Raw genomic sequence first — 19,898 nt, 5'->3', positions numbered from 1 at the left:
TGGCGTGCGAATAAAAATTTCCCGTAACAGGATTCGATTCAAATCTGAATCGATAGCTTCATAACAGGGGAGCACATTGTCGAGGTGCAGGCGGTGGGTCCAATCAACGTAGTTCGCTCTCCTCCCGAACCCTCCGGACTCGTCACCGAGGTTCGGATTCAAAAGCCCTGCCCGGCCACGCCTCCGGTGGGCTTTTTTTACGGCTCTCGAGGCTCGCGTACGTGCAGTCACAATGTTGGATCAAAAAGACGAAGTGCGCCGGTACTAACGGAAGCCGTAGACCAGGACCTTTTTCCCCTCAAAGCTTTCTTGCACACCTTGCTCGCAATACGGTGGACACGTTACTACGCCGTCCGCGCTCTCGCCTGACACGGTGACCGCCCTGTAGACAACGGATTCGATGAGCGTCCCGTCGGCAGCGACGACGATGTTCAGATCAGTCTCGACGCCGGCCGGCACGCCTCCGCCGGCGGTATAGACGATTTTCATGGTGCCGGTGCAATCGGAGTTCACCGTGTAGGTGCCGATCTGGTTCGGATTGAATGTAATCTGCCCCCCTTTCGGCAGCCCGCCGATAACCCCGAAGTCGGTGCGTGAAAAATGGCCCATACCGTCGAACGTCACCAGGGCGACGTCATCGAGGATCGACGGGGCGGCGTACGGATGCACCTTACCATCGGCACCTATCAATCCAAGAATCTCTCCGTGACCGATAAACCCAAACGGTCCCTTTAGCGTTGCGTTCGAGCAAACGCCGCCGTGGCCACCGGGTTCGCCGGCCTGCGCGGCGCCACTGAGCGAGAGAAGTGCAACGGCGGTTGCTGACAAAATGCTTAAATGCTTGATCTTCATGGTCATCTCCTTGTCACCCAATCAGGCGCGTAACATCACAGCGCGCAGGGGCCCTATTGCCTGGCGAGATGAGCCGCCCAATTCAAACAAATGAAATAAAAAGCGGCCGCAGTGTTACCCGGCTGCCGCCGTTTGCGGAGCAAGCGATGAGAGAACGAGAGGCCGTCGGTGCGACCGCCTGTTCCGGAGCGTGAGGCGAGAAAGCCCATGCGTGGGCCAATGTGGCGAAACGCTTCACCAGGCAGTCATTTTTCGCCCGGTGTCGGCAGACACGTGCAGAAGGGGTGCACGAAAGTCCGCGCAATTGTGACTTTGTGGGTCAGCCACGCTTTAGAGTCGCATAGCAAAAAGTAGCGTAATCCACGATATTCGCAAATGCCAGGTGGATGTCGGACAAAACGCAGGCGCATTCAGCATTGCGCGGTGCGAATGATGAACTATCGCGCGATAGCGAATGACTGCGAAGGCCTCACCGGTCGGCTGGCACGTAGGCAAGGATGACCGTTGCACGTTGGAAGCTGCCGTTGACGCGGCCTCCGGATCATCGAGGCCACCGGAATGCGCGATCACTGATCGGCATTCTTGAGCGCGCGTCTCTGCCTGCGCTCGGGGCGCAGCCCTATAACGAGTACGGCATTGGCCCGACCTCAATGGCACTCTAGCGGACCGCGTGGCGAGACGGGCCGCTCACGCAAAGGAGACGTAGAATGAAATCAGTACTCGCGATTGCCTTCATCGTTTTTTTTAGCGTGGCTGCGATGGCCACCACTTCCATGGGATCCTACTCGAGGAATGGCAGCGACCAGCAGGACGCTTGCCGTTCTGCAACCGCTGCTGCGGAGCAGGACAGGGTTAATTGGCTCTCCAAGGGATGGATCTTCGCAGGGATGTCAAGCTGCACCTGCTCCGGAAGCGGAACAAGCTGGACTTGCTCAGTCAAAGCCACGTATTTCCGCCGCTAACCGCAGAGCGACGCCTCACGGCAACTCGGGGGCCAGGTCGGCACTTCCGGTGTGCGCGGCTCCCTATTGTCGACCGTCCGGTCAGCAGCCCTTAGCGGACTCGCCAACGCTTGTGCGCGACAGGCAGCTTCACGCCCTGAGGGCGGTCAGTCAAGGTTTTTCCGAGGGCAGGTGCAGCCCACATCCTTGACCTTGTAGCCTCGGGCGCCGCTCATTCATGAAACGGCGTATGTCGAGGAAACGTCGTGCGCCCGTCTGGCTGCACAAGCAGGTGATGCAGGCGCTGGCGGCGAACGGTGGCAAGCTGCCGCCCGATCTGGCGGCCTGAGTTCGTTTATGGCTGTGTCCGGGCTCCGCGATTTTGACGCCGTCGTTATCCAGCTTGTCAGCGTCAGCTTTGCTCTGGCCCGGCACGTTCATGGCAATGGCATGCCGATGAACTAACATCTATGCAAAGAATCAAGGAGGACATGAGAGGGCGGGTTCAGTCGGTGTCGTCGAAGTCAGAAAGCAGGTCCATAACCGCATCACAAAGCTTTCGGAGAGAAAAATGGATTTAACCAGTTTTTTCGTTACGCTGGAAAACGCGCTAAGTGGCTTTTTGCCTAAAATCGCCGGTGCGCTCGGCATTCTGATCGTCGGTTGGCTGGTTGCCGTTATCGCCCGGGCCGGTGCCCGCAAGCTGCTCTCTGCGCTCAAGGTCAATCAGCGCATTGCCGACAGCACGAAGCAGGCCGCGCAGGTGGAGAACGTGATTGCCGGCGGCCTGTTCTGGCTTGTTCTGCTCATGACCGCCGTCGGGGTCTTCAATGTCCTGAACCTGTATGCGGTCTCCAATCCGTTTTCGCTCCTTGTCACCCAGATCGTCAACTATCTGCCGAACCTGATCGGCGGCACCGTGCTTGCGCTGGTCGCATGGCTGATCGCGTCGCTATTGCGTGCCGTGGCCGACAGGGCGCTGCGCGCGAGCAAGCTTGACAGCAAGTTGTCCGAGACGGCCGGCATGCGTCCGATGAGCGCGTATGTAGGTGATGTGCTCTTCTGGCTCGTCATCCTGTTGTTCATTCCGGCCGTGCTCGCGGCATTCGCTCTGAACGGCCTGCTCGCGCCCGTGCAGAGCATGATCGACAAGCTGCTTGCGATCGTGCCGAATCTCTTCGCGGCCGCCGTGATCGGGATTGTCGGCTGGATTTTCGCGAGGATCCTGCGCGGCCTTGTCACCAATCTGCTCGCGGCGGCCGGTGCGGACAAGCTCACACAGGACGTCGACAGCCCGACGCCCGTGCGGCTGTCGAGTCTAGCCGGAACGGTGGTGTACATCTTCGTGTTCGTGCCGACGCTGATTTCTGCACTCGACGCACTGAAGATCGAAGCGATATCAGGACCCGCCACGCATATGCTCGATCAGTTCCTGAGCGCCGTGCCGGATATCGTCGCAGCCGTGGTCATTCTGCTCGCGACCTTCTATGTTGCACGCTTCGTCGCGGCACTGGTACAGAAGCTGCTGGTGACGGCCGGTGTGGACGGGTTGCCGGCGGTGCTCGGTCTCGACAAGGTTCTGGACGGCCCGTTGCAACCGTCGGTGCTGGCCTCGCGACTCGTGGTTTTCTTCGCGATGTTGTTCGCCGTGGTGGAAGCTGCCAATCGCCTGGGCTTTGGCCAGGTCCGCGACGTGGTCACGCTCTTTATCGAGTTCGGCGGACACATCCTGATGGGCAGCGTGATCCTGATCATCGGATTCTGGCTGTCGAGTCTTGCGCGGCGTGTGATCGAGCAGGCCGATCGAGAGCACAGCGTACTGCTTGCCCGCATCGCTCAATTCGCGATCCTCGGACTGGTGTTCGCCATGGGACTGCGCGCAATGGGTATTGCCAATGAAATCGTGCAACTTGCATTCGCCCTGGTGCTGGGCGGGATCGCGGTAGCCGTGGCGCTGTCGTTCGGGCTTGGCGGACGTGACGCGGCCGGCAAGCTGCTCGAACGCTGGTTCGCTACCCGGGGCGACAAGGAGTAGCGGCGCCCGCCTGAACCGCACCGTGTTTGCGGTGCGGTTCAAGTGCTCCACTAACGTCTTCCGTGGTGAAAAGTCGGAATGGCAAACGATCCTGGAATGGCTTTCGTGGGAGACGAATCGCATCGGGTTCAGCATACCGAACCTTCGTTTCTCGCTACTGTGGGCGCATCAACCGACAGAGGTTATTGCATATCTGCGCCATCGAGCGATTGCAGATCTGCGGACGCTTGATGAAGTTCTATCGACCACCGAGTTTCTCTTACCATCAGGTCCAACGATTGCCGATATCTCGTGTTCGGCGTATCTCTTCTGGCTTTCTCAGGCCGGCATCGCGGAGGCTGAATTCCCTAATATTGAGCGATGGTTGCGATCACTGCGTGCTTTGACTGGATGGATCCATCCTGATGACGCAATGAGGCCGGCGCCGCTCGCTCCCATGGCCTAACTGGGGTCATGCGAAACGCTGAATGTCTGCTCTCGAGTGCGGTGAATTTTCGCGATGGGTCGACTTCTGCCTGTCGCCAACACAGCAGTCGCCGACCAGGAGACTTTCACTGATTGCGCTGGGAATTTTGACAGTTGAGCGAACCGAATCGATGGAAAGCTTCGGACAATGCCTTCGCTACGCAACGAGCGCAGCGTCCACCGCAGGCAGATAGCTGTTGAAGCCGGCTTCCACGAGGGCTGCGCGCGCACGCTCGAGTTCGCGCTGCGCTGCTTCTCCAGAATGGTCTTGCTGCGCGCGAGCGAGGGCGCGGCCGCGCGCCACAAACAGCTCTGCCCATGGCAGCGGCTCAGCGCGCGTATAGTCTTCGAGCGCGGTGACATAGGGCAGTGCGCCGGCTGCGTCGCCGGCGGACAGCATCGCTTCCATGGCATCGCGGTAGAACCACAGATGATTGTGGCCAACCGCGCCTCGGTGCAACATGTCGGCACCTTCGGCGAGCAGACGCGCGCGTTCGCCGTCGTCCTCGACAGCGCGGCTCAGAGCGCCCACGGCCTTGGGTGCGCTGAACTGCGTTCCCACCTCGCGGCAAATCGCTAGCGCTTCACGCAATAATTCGGCGGCCTCTCGCCGACGCCCGCTATCGAGCAGCACTCGCGCCCGCATTTCCATATTCTGCGCCTCGAAGCGGCGAGCTCCCAGCTGACGGATGATGTGCGTCTCGCGTTCGAGATGGGTGAGGGTCGCCTCCATGTCGCCCATTTCGTAGCAGGCAAAGGCGCCTAACGTTTCGCACAGCATCTGCGCACGCGGCTGACCGACCAGCGCGGCGGCGCGTGCGGCGGCGCTTACGTCCTCGCGCGCTGCGCGTGCCTGGTTGAGGTAGATCCTGCTGAAGCCGGCCATCGAACGATTAGCGACCTCGATGCGGCCGAAGCCGTGTTCGCGGCTTAACGCAACGCACCGGCTAAAGTGCTCGAAAGCGGTGCGCATGCGCCCTTGCGCGTAAGCAGCATCCGCGAGGCCACCGAGCGCGCGCGCCTCGGCTTCCGGCAAGCCGAGGCGCCGTGCATAGGCAAGCCCGCGCTCATGCTCGGTGCGGCAATCTTCGATCCTGCCAAGCGGGAAGAGGATGTTGCCGCGCAGGTGATGCAGGCGCGCAAGTTCAGGCACCTTATCCAGACGTTGCGCCACTTGCTGGGCCGCGTCGAGCAGCGAGAGGGCTTCGGCGAGGCCTTCGCTCACCCGCAGACCTTCGGCGAGCCCAAGTTGGGACTGGCAGAGACTCGCTTCGTCCGGAGCGGCGGCCACGGCCGCACGGTACGTCGCGATCGATGCGGCGATGTCGCCGAGATCTCGTTGGAGTTCGCCACTGAAACAGATCAGCGCGTGGCGATCCACGTCCGTTTGCGCGATTTGCAGACCTCGCTCGACTAGCCGCAATGCCGCCTCGGTCAAGTAGGCGGAGCGTTGTGCGATCGCGGCGTCGAGATAGGCCTGCGGCGCCCGCTTGTCCTCGGCGCGATCGAGATGCTGGGCGCGCAGCACGGGGTCAGTCGTCGCAAACCAGCCGGCCGCCAGGCGGTGCAAGTCGCGCCGGCGCGCCCGCAGCAGCGTCGCGTAGGCGCTCTCCTGGATTAGCGCGTGGGCAAACAGGAAATCTTCGCCTTCCGGCAGGACGAGCGCGTTGGCGACGAGCCCGTCACAGACATACTCCGGTGCATCGATCAACCGCCGGAGCAAGGCGAGGCCAAAGCGCTGTCCGATTACCGAGGCAGCCTGGAACGCTTCGCGGTCGCGCGGAGTCAGCCGGTCCATGCGCGCCAGCACGAGGCTCTGGATCGTCGCGGGGACCGCTTCCTCGCTGCCTTCCTCGGCGTTATGCAGGAGTTGTTCGAGGAACAGCGGATTGCCGCCGGCTCGCTCGATGCAGGCACGCGCGACACGCCCGGTCGCTTCGATAAAGCTGCCGGCAAGGTTCAGCGCCTCGTCGCTGCGCAGCGGGCCGAGGTCTATCGTGGCGAAGGGCGTGCCGCGGCAACTTGCCCGCCATGCCGCGTCGAGCGGATCGCCGTCCACGCGCGACGTCATCACAAGCAGGCCCGGACCGTTCGCGATCGCAACGGCGAGGGTGGCGAGGTAACCGAGCACCTGCGGGTCGGCCCAATGAATGTCCTCCACCACAATCATGGTTGGCTGGTGCCGGCAGACATCCTCCGTGATTGCTGCTGTGACCGCGCGCTTGCCGCGCGTGTGTGCGGCATTGTCCATCGCGTCGTAAAGCGTGTGCCATTCGCCGGTTTGCGTGAGATCGAGGAGGTCGTGGAGAAACATCAGCTGATCGGGGCCGACGGCCCCGGATGCGGCAACCCGTTCGGCGGCGGCGCGCAGTTCATCGGACCCGGCCGCGGGCCGCAGGTCCAGCAGGCTGCCGACAATGGTGCGAATGGGGTCCTGGCCTTTACCCACGCCAAAATCCAGTACGAGGCCGCGGTGACTGACAAAGCCCAGCGTTTCGACGAAGCGGCGCATCTCGTCGACGAGCCGCGTCTTGCCAATGCCCGCCTCACCGCGGACATAGACGACGTGACCGGCCCGCTGTTCGAGGCACGCGCGGGCGAGGCCCTTGAACTGCTCGAGTTCAGCCTTGCGGCCGACAAACACACTGCGGCTTGGCGTGACGGGTTCAAAGGCGAGACCGCTCAGACGCCACACGCGCACCGGCGAGTCGATCCCCTTGAAGCGCATCGCACCGACGGCGTCGCTCATCACGCAGTTGCCGAGCGCGTGATGCACGCTATCGGAGAGCAGCGTTTCCCCGGGGCCGGCAGCGGCAACCAGGCGGGCGGCGAGGTTCACGGAGTCGCCGAGGACCGTATAGTCCTGAACGTCTGCGCGCTCGAGCGGACCCGCGACCACCTCGCCGCTGGCGATGCCCACATGCGCCCTCAGCGCAGGCGCCACCTGCTTGCCCAGTCCGTTAAGGGCCTCATGAATCTCCAACGCGGCACGCGCCGCGCGCAGCGGATCGGTGTCGTGCGCGCGCGGTGCACCGAAGATTGCCATGACGGCATCGCCGATGTGCTTGTCGATCGTGCCGCCGTAACCGAGGACGATCCCATCGACGAGCGCTGTGTAACGACCGGTTAACTCGCGCAACTCTTCAGGATCGAGCGTTTGCGACAGCGCGGTAAAACCACACAGATCGGCGAAGAGAATGGTGACTTGCCGACGCTCGCTTGCCGGCGCATTCACAGCGGGCGACGCTGCGCACAGTGCGGCGTCGCGCTGATCGGCAATCGCCGCCAGCAGGCGCTTACGGTGGCCGAGCGAGAGGACGCCGAGCTCTTTCAGGTCCGCGCCGTCGAGCTGTGACAGCATCGCGAGATCGATGTCGTTCTCGGCAAATACGCGTGCGTATTGTTCAAGCCCCAATGCATGCAGCCACTGATCGATATCCATCGCCGCCGCCTAATCCGGTGCGTTCGAACAGGCATACTCCGTCGCAGTTCGTGGCCGCGCAGGCGGTCGAACCGTATCCCCGAACCGGGCCGCGTTGCACCAACAGATCATACGAATCGACGCACCGCCGGTTGCCTGGCTGTGACGGGTGCAACGTACTCCGTGCTCAAGGCCTTCCTGCCGAAAGCACAGTGTACGTCCAGCGTGAAGGAAACGGATACCGGGTATGAGCGACGAGGTGGATGCAAATTCGGCCAGGAGCGCGACGGCGCGCCGCAGTGCGTTTGACACTGGCTGTGGCCACGACGGATACTGCGTAGCGAATCGGCCACAGTGTCGGGCGAGCAGGCGGGCGCAACGTGCAGTCGTTCGTCATCCGGAACGATGGGTGACGTTCGAACAAGCCACAACCGCAGCGCGCCGCGCGAACCGCACGGCCCAGGCCAGATTCCATCTGCCCTCACCGGGAGCACTGTGAAGCCAGCTACGACAGGTTCCTCACCCGATGCCCGCCCCGGGCCACGCATCACGGGCCTGGTCGGAGACCTCTCGGCCGGCATGGTGTCGACGTTGGTCATGCTCTGCTATGCAATGAGCCTGGGCACTATGATCTTTAGTGCGGATCTCGCCCGTTACGCTGAGCTTGGCGTGCCCACCGCCTTCATCAGTTGCGTGGTAACGGCACTGGTGATCGCCTTGACGAGTTCGATGCGCGTGAATATAGCCGGACCCGACGGCAACGCGACGGCGTTTCTTGCCGGTGTGGCGGCAGGCGTCGCGAGCAGCGTGCGGGCTGACGGCGGTACGCCCCAGACAATTCTGCTGACGGTGCTGATTGCCATCGCGCTGTGTTCTGTGGTGACGGGCGTCATTCTGTATGCGGTCGGTTCGTCGAAGCGCAGCCGTTCCCTGCAATTCCTGCCTTACCCGGTCGTAGGCGGCTTTCTTGCCGGTACTGGCTACCTCCTGCTAGCCGGCGCATTTCGGGTCGTGACCGGCGAATCCTTGAACTGGCACACATTGGCGCTGATGACGCACCTGAACTGGCTGGTGTGGACACCCGCTGTGCTGGTGTGCGCATTAGCCACGCTCCTGTCGCGCACCTGGAAACACCCAGCGGCGCTGCCGATCACCCTTGCACTCGGCGTCGTGCTGTTCTACCTGCTCCTGCTTGCTGCAGGCCTGTCGATCGACGACGCCCGCAACACGGGATTATTGCTTCCGCGCGTGGCACTGCACCCGATCCGGATTCCAGAACTGCATCTTCCGGCATTGCTGACGCGTGGGAGCGTCGACTGGTCGGCAATCGCTGCGCACTTGCCGGAGACGCTCGTGGTCACCTCGATTGCGGCGATCACGATCCTGATGAATTCGACAGCGATTGGCGCAGCCACGGGCGAAGACATCGATCTGAACCGCGAAATGAGGGCCGCCGGAATAGCTAACATCGCGAGCGGGATGTTAGGCGGGATGGTCGGATACCAGTCGTTCAACCGATCGATGCTCAACGCACGCGCGGGCGCGACAAGTCGTATGGCGGGCGTATTCGCCTCCCTCGCGTGCCTGTTCGTGCTGGCCGCCTCGCCGGACCTGGTGGCGCTATTCCCGGTACCAGTGCTGGTCGGGCTGCAGCTCTTCATTGGACTGCGTCTGTTGATCCAGTGGCTAGTCGGTGCGTATCGCAAGCTCAACTGGCATGAGTATCTACTTGTACCGCTTATTCTGGGCGCTATTGCGTTCTACGGCGTCGTCACGGGCGTCGTCGCGGGGGTCATCGCCGCATGTGTGATGTTCGCTCTGCTGTATGGCCGCGTCAGTTGCGTTCGTATGGAGTTCGATGGCAGTACCCGCACATCGAATGTTGAGCGCAGTATCGAGGCAACCGAACGGCTTCACGAACTCGGCGTACAGGTGTGCGGAACGTGTCTGCAGGGGTTCCTGTTCTTTGGCACCGCCAATTCGATCTTGCAGCGCGTGCGCGAACGGCTGGCGAGGCACGGGCCGCTGCCGGTTCGCTTTGTCGTGCTCGACTTCGCTTTGACCAACGGCATGGACGCGTCGGTATCGGTCAGCTTCGTCAAGCTCAGGCAGCTGTGCGCGACGATTGATGCGGACCTGGTGTTGACGGGGCTGCCGACACGCTCGCGTGAACTGCTCATGAAGACCGGCACGCTGAACCTAAGGATTCACGAGTTCGCTACGCTGGATGCCGGCCTGGAATGGGTCGAAGATACGCTTCTTGCGTCGGATTCACGCGCGCCGCCTTGCGGCGAAGAGGATTTCGAGGCGCTGCTCGCACCGCATTTCACGTCATACGCGCTCGAAAGGCTGTTGGCCCTTCTAGACGTGCGCGAGCTTGGCGCGGGGCAGCCGGTGTTCCGTCACGGCGAGCCGGGGGACGCCATGTACTTTGTCGAGCGCGGCCGTGTCACCGTCTTACTGCCGCTTGCGGACGGGAGATCCCTCAGGCTGCGCTCGTTCGGACCAGGTACGATCGTCGGCGAAATGGCGGTGTACACGCAGCGGGCGCGTAGTGCGGATGTACTCGCAGACGGCCCTGCGCGTGTCCGGCGTTTGACATTTGATTCGTTGCATGCGCTCGAGCAGGACGATCCCGTGACCGCGCGGCAAATCCATCGTTTTATCGTCAAGGTCATGGCGTCACGGCTGGCTGTCGCGGACGAAGCCTTGCGCGCGGCTCATTGACAGGCAACCCTAATCATTGAGGCAAGCCAGTATCTGCCGGATCGTGACCAGCGCCCGCAGCCGCACGAGCGTGCGGCAGTCCCGTTCATTCCGCACGCGCACCAGACGCTCCATGACGGCCTCCGGAGCTGTATATGCAAACATATTGCGCACATATACAGGTTCCACGGATCTTTCAAGGTTCAGCCCGTTCAATTGACGAGACAAACGGCGAAAGACCCTCGGCCAGGCGCTCGCCCAAAGCGAAGTCAGGCCGCGAGGTCGGGCGGCAACTTCCCGCCGTTCGCCGCCAGCGCCTGCATCACTTGCTTGTGCAGCCAGATATTCATGCTCGCCGAGTCGTTCGTGTCGCCGTCGTACTTGAGTTCCTGGGCGAGCTGCTTGCGATGATCGAGGCTGCTGTCGACGCCGAGCGCCTTCATCGTGTCAACGATTGACGTGCGCCAGTTCAGCGTTTGCCCGCTTTCACTGACAAGCTGATCCATCACGGCTTCGACGTCGACGTCAGTCAGAGGCGCAGGTGCTGGCGTGGCATCCGGGGCGGCAGCCTGGGCTGCCGCGGGATCCGGTGTCGGCTCCGCTGCAGGCGCTGGTTGATCCGGTTTTGCTTTTCCGAACAGCTTGTTCACAATCTCGCCGAAGATGCTCATTATCGATGCTCCCAACAGGTTGGTAATTCACGGAAACACCGTACCGTATCCCGATACGCGTGCTTTCGATATCCTATGCGAGGTTTGCGTCCAGGTCGTGGCAAATTGTTTAAGAATGTTCAGGCGTTGGCAGTCTGCGCCAAGGATTGAAAGCAGCGCGAGTCGCCTTGCGGCGCGCTCTGCATGAGAGCTGCCCGCACACTTTCAGATCGACATGAGTGCACTCTGTGTGGCCGCTCATGCGCCCGCGGATGCTTCCAGTTCCGCGAGACGCTTGCGCAGCAAGCGATCTTCCTGGAAGCGGCTGGTTTCGTCGCGGATCACGGCGACGATGCCGGTGAGCTCGTTTTGCGGCGAATGCAGCAACGCAACCGTAAAGGCAATCGACAGTGACCGCCCGTCCTTATGCGCGGCGGGCACACGCAGCACGTCGTTGCCGTAACGGGTTTCGCCCGTTGCCATGGTCTTGTGATAGCCGTCCCAATGGCGGCCGCGCAAACGTTCCGGAATGATCAGGTCCAGCGACTTTCCCAGCGCCTCGCTTTGCGTAAAGCCGAACATGCGTTCGGCCGCGGGGTTCCACAATGTGATGCTGCCGCCGGCGTCGGAAATGATGATCGCGTCGCCGATTGCGTTGACGAGTTGCTGGAAGTCGATGGCTCTTTGCATGGCGTTCCCCCGAATGTAAAAACGTAGATCCTTGAATCGGATACGGCGCCGCCAGGGCGCTGTATTCACAGGCCCGAGCGTACAACCGGGCCTGCGTGACACCCCGCGTGACACCCTCGTGACACCATTAAACCGCTTTGACTTCGCGCAGGTTGACGATTTCCTGCTGACTGTAGCCAAGGCTCGCGAGCACTTCGTCCGTGTGTTCGCCGAGCAGCGGCGACGCGGTGACTTCCGGCTTCAGATCCGAGAACTTGATCGGACTGCCGACCGTCAGATACGTGCCGCGTTTCTTGTGCGGCACTTCGACGATCGTGCCGCTCGCGCGCAATGACGGATCGTTGGCCAGTTCCTTCATCGTCAGCACAGGCGCGCACGGAATGTCGAACTTGCGCAAGATGTCGACTGCTTCGAATTTGGTCTTGTCGGCGAGCCAGTCTTCGATGGTTTTGAAAATCTCGAAGATATGCGGTTGACGTGCTTCAGCGGTCTTGTAGGCTGGGTCATCGATCCACTCGGGTTTGCCGAGTGCCCGGCAAATCGGCTCCCACGCATGACCCTGGATCGTGAAGTAGATGTAGGCGTTCGGATCCGTTTCCCAGCCCTTGCACTTGAGCACCCAGCCCGGCTGACCGCCGCCGCCCGCATTGCCGCCGCGCGGCACCACATCGCTGAATTCGCCGTGCGGATATTGCGGATATTCCTCGAGATAACCCACGCGCTCCAGCCGCTGCTGGTCCCGCAGCTTTACGCGGCACAGGTTCAGTACGCTATCCTGCATCGACACCGCGACCTTCTGGCCCTTGCCGGTTTTGTCGCGCCCCAACAGCGCGGTCAGAATGCCGATCGCCAGATGCATGCCGGTGTTGCTGTCGCCGAGCGCCGCGGCGCTGATGGTCGGCGGACCGTCCCAGAAGCCGGTGGTGGACGCCGCGCCGCCCGCGCATTGCGCGACGTTTTCGTAGACCTTCAGGTCGTCGTAGTGATGGCCGTCGCTGAAACCCTTCACCGAAGCGACGATCATCTTCGGATTGAGTTCGTTCAGGCGTTCCCACGAAAAGCCCATCCGGTCCAACGCGCCCGGGCCGAAATTTTCGACCAGAACGTCGGATTCGCGGATCAGCTTTTCGAGTACCTCCTTGCCTTCGGGCTTTTTCGTGTCCAACGTCAGCGACTTCTTGTTGCTGTTGAGCATCGTGAAGTACAGCGCGTCGGCGTCGGGCATGTCGCGCAACTGGTTGCGCGTCACGTCGCCCGAACCTGGTCTTTCAACCTTGATCACGTCGGCGCCGAACCAGGCGAGCAACTGGGTGCACGCGGGACCGGCTTGAACGTGGGTGAAGTCGATGATCTTGATGCCGTCGAGAGGTTTGGTCACTTTGCTATCTCCTGGGTTGCTCTGGATTACTTTTTCATCGCCGCGCTTTGCGGATTCAGATTGGTCAGGCGGCCGCTTTCGGTGCCCGCCGCTTCATCGATCACGGCATTGATCAAGGTCGGCTTGCCCGATGCGATCGCTTCGACGAGCGCCTTCGTCAACTCTTCCGGTGTGGTCGCGTTGTAGCCGACACCACCGAATGCCTCGATCATCCTGTCGTAGCGCGCACCCTTCACGAACACGGTCGGCGCGACGTCCTTTCCGCCCGTCGGGTTCACGTCGGTGCCGCGATACACGCCGTTGTTGTTGAATACGATCGTGCAAACCGGCAAGTCGTAACGGCAGATGGTTTCGAGTTCCATGCCGCTGAATCCGAACGCGCTGTCACCTTCGATCGCGACAACCGGTTTGCCGCTCGTCACCGCCGCGCCGATCGCGAAACCCATGCCGATGCCCATGATTCCCCACGTGCCCGAATCGAAGCGTTTGCGCGGCTCGGCCATGTCGATGATGCTGCGCGCGTAGTCGAGCGTGTTCGCGCCTTCGTTGACGACGTTGATGTCCGGGCGCGTCTTCAGCACATCGCGGATCGCGCGCAACGCGCTGTGGAAATTCATCGGCGACGGGTTCTTCTCGAGCGTCGCGGCCATCTTGGCGAGATTCTTGTTCTTGCGCTCGGCGATCGCGCCGGTCCACTCGGCGCCCGGCTTCGCGAAGCCCGCATCGAGGCCCGCGCGCAGTGCCGCGACACACGAGCCGATATCGCCGATCACCGGCGCGGCGATCGCGACGTTGCTGTCGATTTCGGTCGGCGAAATATCGACCTGGACGAACTTCTTCGGCTCCGCGCCCCACGTTTTGCCCTTGCCATGCGCCAGCAGCCAGTTCAGCCGCGCGCCGATCAGCACGACGACGTCGGCTTCCTGCAGCACGAACGAGCGCGCCGCCGACGCCGATTGCTCGTGCGTATCGGGCAACAGACCCTTGGCCATCGACATCGGCAGATACGGAATGCCGCTTTGTTCGACGAACCCGCGGATCTCCGCGTCAGCCTGCGCGTACGCCGCCCCTTTGCCGAGCAGGATCAGCGGACGCTTGGCGCTCTTCAGGACGTCGATCGCACGCTTGACCGATTCCGGCGCGGGCAGCTGACGCGGCGCGGCGTCGACCACTCGCACCAGCGACTGCTGCGCCTTCACGGCATCCAGCGTTTGCGCGAGCAGCTTGGCCGGCAAGTCCAGATACACGCCACCCGGGCGGCCTGACACCGCGGCACGAATCGCACGCGCCACGCCGATGCCGATGTCTTCCGCATGCAGCACGCGATATGCGGCCTTCGCGTACGGCTTGGCCGCGTTCAATTGATCCATCTCTTCGTAATCGCCTTGCTGCAGATCGACGATTTCGCGCTCGCTGGAGCCGCTGATGAGGATCATCGGGAAGCAATTGGTGGTCGCGTTGGCGAGCGCCGTCAGGCCGTTCAGAAAGCCCGGCGCCGATACCGTCAGGCAGATGCCCGGCTTTTGCGTCATGAAACCGGCAATGGCCGCCGCATTGCCCGCGTGCTGTTCGTGACGGAAGCCGATAAAACGCATCCCTTCCGCCTGGGCAAGCCGCGCCAGGTCGGTGATGGGGATACCGACCAGCCCAAAGATGGTGTTGATGTCGTTTAGTTTCAGTGCATCGATGACGATGTGGAATCCGTCGGTCGTCTCCGTCGCCTGTTGTTTCAAGGTCTCTTCTGCTGTGGTGCTGTCGGCTTCTGCCATGACGTCTCTCCTCCGAAGCTGGGGCGTTGTGTGGTTCGTGATATACAATATTCCACACACAGTATTAGTCAAGCGAGTTTTTCTATGACGGGTGGATTGCTGCATTGCAGCTAGTCTGTGCGTGCTTGTATTTAAAGGCCGGTGCGGGGTGTGAGCGGTTGCGCCGCACAAATCGCCGGCGGAGCCGGAATTGCGCGGGCGCTGCATTTTTGACCACTGGTTTGGCGGGCGTCGGTGACGAAAGAGAAGGGTTGGCCGACGCTCTGTCGAGGTCTGGCCCCTTGCGAGGGAGAATAAAAAAGCACTGCGACGCTGAAAGCGTGGCAGTGCCTGGCGGTTCTTACGAGATGCGGCGACCGGCTCCTATGCGAAGCCTTTATGTCGCGCCGAAGATGATTTCAGGCTCAGTCGAGGAAATCGCAGTTCGCTTCGACGAACGCCGCCAGCTCGAGCGAATGCTGCCGCACGAGGCTCTCGACCAGCTCGGTATCGCGCCGCTCCAGCGCCTCGATGATGCGCATGTGATCGACAATCGAGCGCGATGCCCGGTCGCTCTGCGAGATCGTCATTTTGCGAATCGCGCGGACATGGACGAACAGATTCTTCATCGTATCGAGCAGAATCTGCGATTGCGATAGCTGCACGATCGACTGATGGAACGTAATGTTCGCCTCCGAATACTCGTCGATGTGCTCGGCCGGCGTGGTGTCGCGAAAGTCGTCGAACATGCGCCTGAGCGCGGCGATCTCGGAGTCGGACGCGCGCTGCGTGGCGAGGCGCGCCGCCATGCTTTCGAGCGCCGCCCACATGTGGATCATGTCGACGATCTCTTTCTTCGTCTTGCGCTGGATGTAGATACCGCGGCGCGGCACGGTGCGCAGAAACCCTTCCTGCTCGAGCAGCGTCATCGCTTCGCGAACCGGCGTCCGGCTGACGCCGAGCGCCTCTGTGAGTTCTTTTTCGTCGAGCCGGATCTCTTCGCGCGAGCGATAGATGTCGGCTTCGGCAATCGCCTGCTTCAACTTGGCGTAGGCCTGGTCGCGCAGCGAAGCAGTCGCGTTGATCGGCACGAGCGTTAGTGGCCGAGCCGCTGGAAGAACATCGGATTGCGTATCAGCCATTGACAGTGCTTCCCAGTTTGAGGATTCGTTGCTCGGGACGCGCGAGCGAGTCATTTAAATATATTTAATACCATATATCACATACAGATATTAGTCCAGGTGGTGTAATCCACGGGTTTTAGCCGGGAAGCGCGTGCCGTTCCGTACGCGCTATACATATTAGATGGGGAAGCGCGGAAAGCGACCGTGCAGCAAGCTGCAGGTCGCGACGCAGCACCGTCGAACGCGGTGCGAGGGCAGGGCTGCCGCCGCAGCAGCCTATGCCGCTGCGGCAGGCGAATCCAGTTGGGCTGTGAGCTACGCGCTCAAGTTGTCATTCACGCTCACGTTGCCATTCATTCACGCGAGCCGCCGGACAACGGCTGCAACCGCGCTTCGGCGACAACTACGCCGGCCGGCGCACCCGAGTGCTCGATCCAGCGCTTTCTCATGGGCGCGAGGACGAACTTCGCGGACACAGCTGCCGCAATCGATACCACCGCCGCCGAGATGAACACTGTGCTCCACCCGCCGTTCGCCGACAGCACCGATGCTATCGGCACCAGCATCGACGCGGTCCCCTTCGCGGTATAGAGCGTCCCCGCATTGGCCGCGGCGTATTTGCTACCGAACGTGTCCGCGCAGGTCGCCGGGAAGATCGAGAAGATCTCGCCCCAGCACAGGAACACGATGGCTGCGAAGAACATGAATGCGTACGGATCGTGGCCGAACTGCATGAGCCCCAGCAGCGCGACGCCTTCGCCGAGAAAGATCATGAACATCGTGTTCTCGCGGCCGATGCGGTCCGACAGAAAACCGCACAACGGACGCGTGAAGCCGTTGCACAGATTGTCTATCGACAGCGTCATCGTCAACAGCGGCAGGGTGATGCCCATCAGATTCACCGGCAGCCTGGCAAAGCCGAATTCCTTCGCGATCGGCCCAAGCTGCGCGGTTGCAATGATGCCGCCGGCCGCGACGAACACGAACATCAGGTACAGCACCCAGAAGAGCGGCGAACGGATCATCTCGCCGGGCGAGTAGTCGATCCTGGTTGCGACCACGCGTCTGGCCGCGACCGCGGTTGCGGGCGGTTTCGGCCGTATCAGCATGGTGGCGAGCAGCAGAATGCAGACGCCCTGGAAAATGCCGAAGAACATGAACGTGTGCTCGTAGCCCGAACGCTGGATCATATTGGCGATCGGAATCACGGTGAGCGCGGCGCCGGCGCCGAAACCGGCCGCCGTCAAACCGGCCGCGAGACCGCGCTTGTCCGGAAACCATTTGAGCGCCGTGCCGACGCAGGTGCCGTACACGCAACCCGCACCGATACCGGCGATCACCGCCGCGACGTATAGCGCGGTGAGACTGCTCGCATGCGCGTCGATGATCCAGCCGAGCGCCGCGCACAGCGAACCGCCGATCACAACCGGGCGCGGCCCGAACTTGTCGACGAGCCAGCCTTCGACGGGCACGAGCCACGTTTCGGTGACGATGAAGATCGTGAACGCGGTCTGAATCGCCGTCTGGCCCCAATGGTGCGCGTTGTCCATTGGTACGACGAAAAGCGTCCACGCATATTGCAGGTTCGCGACGAGCCCCATGCACACGATGCCGATCGCCAGTTGCACCCAGCGGTTATGCCTGAACGCCGTCCTGCCTCTCCCGGCTACGTTGGAATAGCCCATGTCTCCGTCTCCTGTAGATTCCGTCGCGCTCGAGCGGCACGTTGGACTTACCTAGTCGAATCGCTTGATCGCCGGTTTGTGTGCCGGCAATGAAGCGCCAATGGTCGGCCAGAGGGCATTTCATTAACGAAAACCCTTACCTCGTTGATCGCGCGACAACTGAGTAGAAGTAGCTGCGCGTGCGGCGAGTGTGGGGGCATGCTGCGCGAGAACGGCAATCGGTGAAAGTTAAAATATTTTATGGTTTGTATTAGGTATCCCTAATATAGGGTTTCCCAGCTCTGAGTGTGGGTTCGTCGTTCTGGGCGGCGAACATGCATAAACAAAACACTATCGTTATTCACAATAACTTTAACTGTTGTTTATTTATGCTCGCTCCTATTCTTGGTCCATACCATCTGCCTGAAGGAGACGACCATGAACCCCTCCCAATTCGACGCAGGCGACAGCGCGCATGATGCGGAAATCCGGGCGCAACTGTGCGCCTATAACACCGCTTTCGACGAACTCGGCCTGCGCTTCCGTTGGGACGCGCGCACGCTGGCGTCGCTGGCTATGATCGACGGTGAACAGGCGAGGATTACCGCGTACATCGAAGCGCACCATGCGCATTTGCTGAAAGCGTATAGCGCCGAGTTTCTGAGCCGGGCCATTCTCGAGAAGAAGAACTCACGCTACCCGGCGTGCGTACCGACGCGCGTCGACAGCGCGCCGCATCTGAGCCACGAGACACGTCGGTCGCCGATGAGCAGCCGGCGCGAGCGCGTGTCGTATGACGCAGAGCTGCCGGCGCTGGCGGGTGTTTAGACGCAACGGGCGGATTTCGGGAACGGCGTCCTTACCCCGGCTGCCGTTCTCGCGTCGCCCCTTACTTTCGCAAGCTGATTCCGCGTGTTTCGGGCGCAAAGAAAGTCGCCGTGAAGCTTATCCCCGCGAGCACGCCGATATACGTTGCGATCGGCCAGTACGCACCGTGTGTCCACGCCAGCAAAGCCGCGGCAATGAACGGTGCGATACCGCCCGACGCCACTGCTGCGAACTCTTTGCTTACGGCAATGCCGGTATATCGATAGCGAGCATTGAACAGTTCGGGGAAGTATGCACCCTGGATGCCATACATCCCGAACACGCCGACGCCTATCGCCATCGCCATGCTGAAAACAATCAGCACAGGATCCTGAGTGCCGAACAGCCAGAATGCCGGGAACGCCCAGAGGCAGGTAAAGAGGGCGGCAAGGCGGTACATCAGGCGCCGGCCGAATCGATCGGAAAGCCAGCCCATCAATGGAATGGTCAACACCGCAAGCGCCGCCGCGATCGTAACGCCGATTGTGCCGACCGATTTGTCGACCAGCAGCACCTTGGTCAGATAGCTCAGTGCGAACACCTGATACAGATAGGATGAACCGTTCTCGCCAACCCGAAGGCAGAATGCGACGAGCAAGGTGCCGCGGGCTTCAGACATCAGATCGCGCACGGGACGTTTGCTTGCATGACCCGTCTTCTTGATCTCCTCGAAGACCGGACTCTCTTTGACCCGCATCCGGATAACGATGCCCGCGACAATGACAACGGCGCTGAACAGAAACGGCACGCGCCATCCGTAGCTCAGAAACTCGTCCTTGGGCAGGCGCTGCACCAGGGTGAATATTCCATTCGCCAGCAATATGCCGACAATGCATCCGGCGAACGGCAGGGCGGCATAAAAGCCGCGCCGGGCGGGCGGGGCGAATTCTGAAACGATCAGCGAGGCGCCGGCTTGTTCCGCTCCGGCGCCGAAGCCCTGCAGGAGCCGGAGCGCCACCAGAAACACCGCTGCCCAGACGCCGACCTGGTTATAGGTGGGTAGAAGGCCGATACAAAATGTCGAGCCGCCCATCAGCAGTACGGTCGCAACGAGCACACTCTTGCGCCCGTGCTTGTCGCCGAGCCAGCCGAAGAAAAGTCCGCCGAAGGGGCGCGCAAAGAATCCGGCGGCATATGCGCCGAATATCGCCAGCAGCCCGGCCGACTTGTCGAGCCCCGGGAAAAACAGATCCGAAAATATCAGCGCCGACGCAGTACCGTAGATACTGAAGTCGTACCATTCCATCGCGCTGCCGGCGACGCTGGCGCTAATGACGCGTCTAAGATCCGTGCTTGTGACCGTACCGGCCGTCTCATGAGTCGTTGAGATATTGGTGGCTGCATGTCCCGTCATGTT

At 61.6% G+C, this 19,898-nt stretch carries 14 protein-coding genes; 5 read left to right on the top strand and 9 right to left on the bottom strand.

The annotated features are described in order from the left end of the window. Window positions 1–264: 264 nt before the first annotated feature. On the bottom strand, window positions 265–852 hold the full coding sequence (locus AC3WLT_RS30215; RefSeq protein WP_492595315.1) for a hypothetical protein: 588 nt from the start codon (window positions 850–852) through the stop codon (window positions 265–267). A gap of 707 nt (window positions 853–1,559) precedes the next feature. On the opposite strand from AC3WLT_RS30215, the gene AC3WLT_RS30210 reads away from it, so the two are divergent. The 3 genes from AC3WLT_RS30210 (at window position 1,560) to AC3WLT_RS30200 (ending at window position 4,273) form a co-directional block, all read left to right on the top strand. Next, entirely contained in the window at window positions 1,560–1,814 is a 255-nt protein-coding gene (locus AC3WLT_RS30210) for a hypothetical protein (protein ID WP_492595314.1), read from the top strand. A gap of 550 nt (window positions 1,815–2,364) precedes the next feature. Continuing rightward, the gene (locus AC3WLT_RS30205) at window positions 2,365–3,828 is read left to right on the top strand and encodes a mechanosensitive ion channel (RefSeq protein WP_492595313.1); all 1,464 of its coding nucleotides are present in this window, start codon (window positions 2,365–2,367) and stop codon (window positions 3,826–3,828) included. A gap of 22 nt (window positions 3,829–3,850) precedes the next feature. Beyond that, a complete protein-coding gene (locus AC3WLT_RS30200; RefSeq protein ID WP_492595312.1) occupies window positions 3,851–4,273 on the top strand; it encodes a glutathione S-transferase family protein in 423 nt (140 codons plus the stop codon). Window positions 4,274–4,450: 177 nt separating this feature from the next. Here the strand turns inward: AC3WLT_RS30200 and AC3WLT_RS30195 are convergent, their stop codons facing one another. Next, complete coding sequence (locus tag AC3WLT_RS30195) at window positions 4,451–7,735, bottom strand: adenylate/guanylate cyclase domain-containing protein (RefSeq protein WP_492595311.1); 3,285 nt, start codon at window positions 7,733–7,735, stop codon at window positions 4,451–4,453. A 474-nt stretch (window positions 7,736–8,209) separates the two neighbouring features. Here AC3WLT_RS30195 and AC3WLT_RS30190 point away from each other — a divergent pair, with 474 nt between their 5' ends. Beyond that, a complete protein-coding gene (locus AC3WLT_RS30190; RefSeq protein WP_492595310.1) occupies window positions 8,210–10,441 on the top strand; it encodes a SulP family inorganic anion transporter in 2,232 nt (743 codons plus the stop codon). 248 nt (window positions 10,442–10,689) lie between these two features. Here AC3WLT_RS30190 and AC3WLT_RS30185 read toward each other — a convergent pair whose 3' ends face one another. From AC3WLT_RS30185 to oxlT, 6 genes are all read right to left on the bottom strand, one after another. Beyond that, window positions 10,690–11,091, bottom strand: a complete 402-nt coding sequence (locus AC3WLT_RS30185; protein ID WP_492595309.1) for a DUF3597 domain-containing protein — start codon at window positions 11,089–11,091, stop codon at window positions 10,690–10,692. A gap of 237 nt (window positions 11,092–11,328) precedes the next feature. Then, on the bottom strand, window positions 11,329–11,760 hold the full coding sequence (locus AC3WLT_RS30180; protein ID WP_492595308.1) for a PAS domain-containing protein: 432 nt from the start codon (window positions 11,758–11,760) through the stop codon (window positions 11,329–11,331). Window positions 11,761–11,887: 127 nt separating this feature from the next. Beyond that, a complete protein-coding gene (frc, locus tag AC3WLT_RS30175) occupies window positions 11,888–13,138 on the bottom strand; it encodes a formyl-CoA transferase (protein ID WP_492595307.1) in 1,251 nt (416 codons plus the stop codon). A 26-nt stretch (window positions 13,139–13,164) separates the two neighbouring features. Beyond that, the gene (gene oxc / locus AC3WLT_RS30170) at window positions 13,165–14,907 is read right to left on the bottom strand and encodes an oxalyl-CoA decarboxylase (protein ID WP_492595306.1); all 1,743 of its coding nucleotides are present in this window, start codon (window positions 14,905–14,907) and stop codon (window positions 13,165–13,167) included. Between the two features lie 404 nt (window positions 14,908–15,311). Next, window positions 15,312–16,028: a GntR family transcriptional regulator gene (locus AC3WLT_RS30165; protein ID WP_492595305.1), complete on the bottom strand. Its 717-nt coding sequence runs from the start codon at window positions 16,026–16,028 to the stop codon at window positions 15,312–15,314. A gap of 335 nt (window positions 16,029–16,363) precedes the next feature. Beyond that, window positions 16,364–17,695 (bottom strand): oxalate/formate MFS antiporter, encoded by a 1,332-nt coding sequence (gene oxlT, locus AC3WLT_RS30160; RefSeq protein WP_492595304.1) that lies wholly within the window; start codon window positions 17,693–17,695, stop codon window positions 16,364–16,366. A 417-nt stretch (window positions 17,696–18,112) separates the two neighbouring features. Between oxlT and AC3WLT_RS30155 the strand changes: the two genes are divergently transcribed. Further along, window positions 18,113–18,502, top strand: coding sequence for a hypothetical protein (locus AC3WLT_RS30155; RefSeq protein WP_492595303.1), 390 nt, complete (start codon window positions 18,113–18,115; stop codon window positions 18,500–18,502). A gap of 61 nt (window positions 18,503–18,563) precedes the next feature. Here AC3WLT_RS30155 and AC3WLT_RS30150 read toward each other — a convergent pair whose 3' ends face one another. Next, entirely contained in the window at window positions 18,564–19,895 is a 1,332-nt protein-coding gene (locus AC3WLT_RS30150; RefSeq protein WP_492595302.1) for an MFS transporter, read from the bottom strand. Between the last annotated feature and the right edge of the window lie 3 nt (window positions 19,896–19,898).

It is taken from the genome of Paraburkholderia sp. FW306-2-2C-D06C, assembly GCF_058781505.1.
Note: the sequence above shows the minus strand (reverse complement) of the source record. Positions and strands in the feature narration are given on the sequence as shown.

Coding starts and splice junctions, on each gene's coding strand:
- AC3WLT_RS30155 (WP_492595303.1), top strand. CDS start 18,113: ATGAACCCCTCCCAATTCGACGCAGGCGACAGCGCGCATGATGCGGAA.
- AC3WLT_RS30185 (WP_492595309.1), bottom strand. CDS start 11,091: ATGAGCATCTTCGGCGAGATTGTGAACAAGCTGTTCGGAAAAGCAAAA.
- AC3WLT_RS30210 (WP_492595314.1), top strand. CDS start 1,560: ATGAAATCAGTACTCGCGATTGCCTTCATCGTTTTTTTTAGCGTGGCT.
- AC3WLT_RS30180 (WP_492595308.1), bottom strand. CDS start 11,760: ATGCAAAGAGCCATCGACTTCCAGCAACTCGTCAACGCAATCGGCGAC.
- AC3WLT_RS30195 (WP_492595311.1), bottom strand. CDS start 7,735: ATGGATATCGATCAGTGGCTGCATGCATTGGGGCTTGAACAATACGCA.
- AC3WLT_RS30150 (WP_492595302.1), bottom strand. CDS start 19,895: ATGACGGGACATGCAGCCACCAATATCTCAACGACTCATGAGACGGCC.
- AC3WLT_RS30205 (WP_492595313.1), top strand. CDS start 2,365: ATGGATTTAACCAGTTTTTTCGTTACGCTGGAAAACGCGCTAAGTGGC.
- oxlT (WP_492595304.1), bottom strand. CDS start 17,695: ATGGGCTATTCCAACGTAGCCGGGAGAGGCAGGACGGCGTTCAGGCAT.
- oxc (WP_492595306.1), bottom strand. CDS start 14,907: ATGGCAGAAGCCGACAGCACCACAGCAGAAGAGACCTTGAAACAACAG.
- AC3WLT_RS30215 (WP_492595315.1), bottom strand. CDS start 852: ATGAAGATCAAGCATTTAAGCATTTTGTCAGCAACCGCCGTTGCACTT.
- AC3WLT_RS30165 (WP_492595305.1), bottom strand. CDS start 16,028: ATGGCTGATACGCAATCCGATGTTCTTCCAGCGGCTCGGCCACTAACG.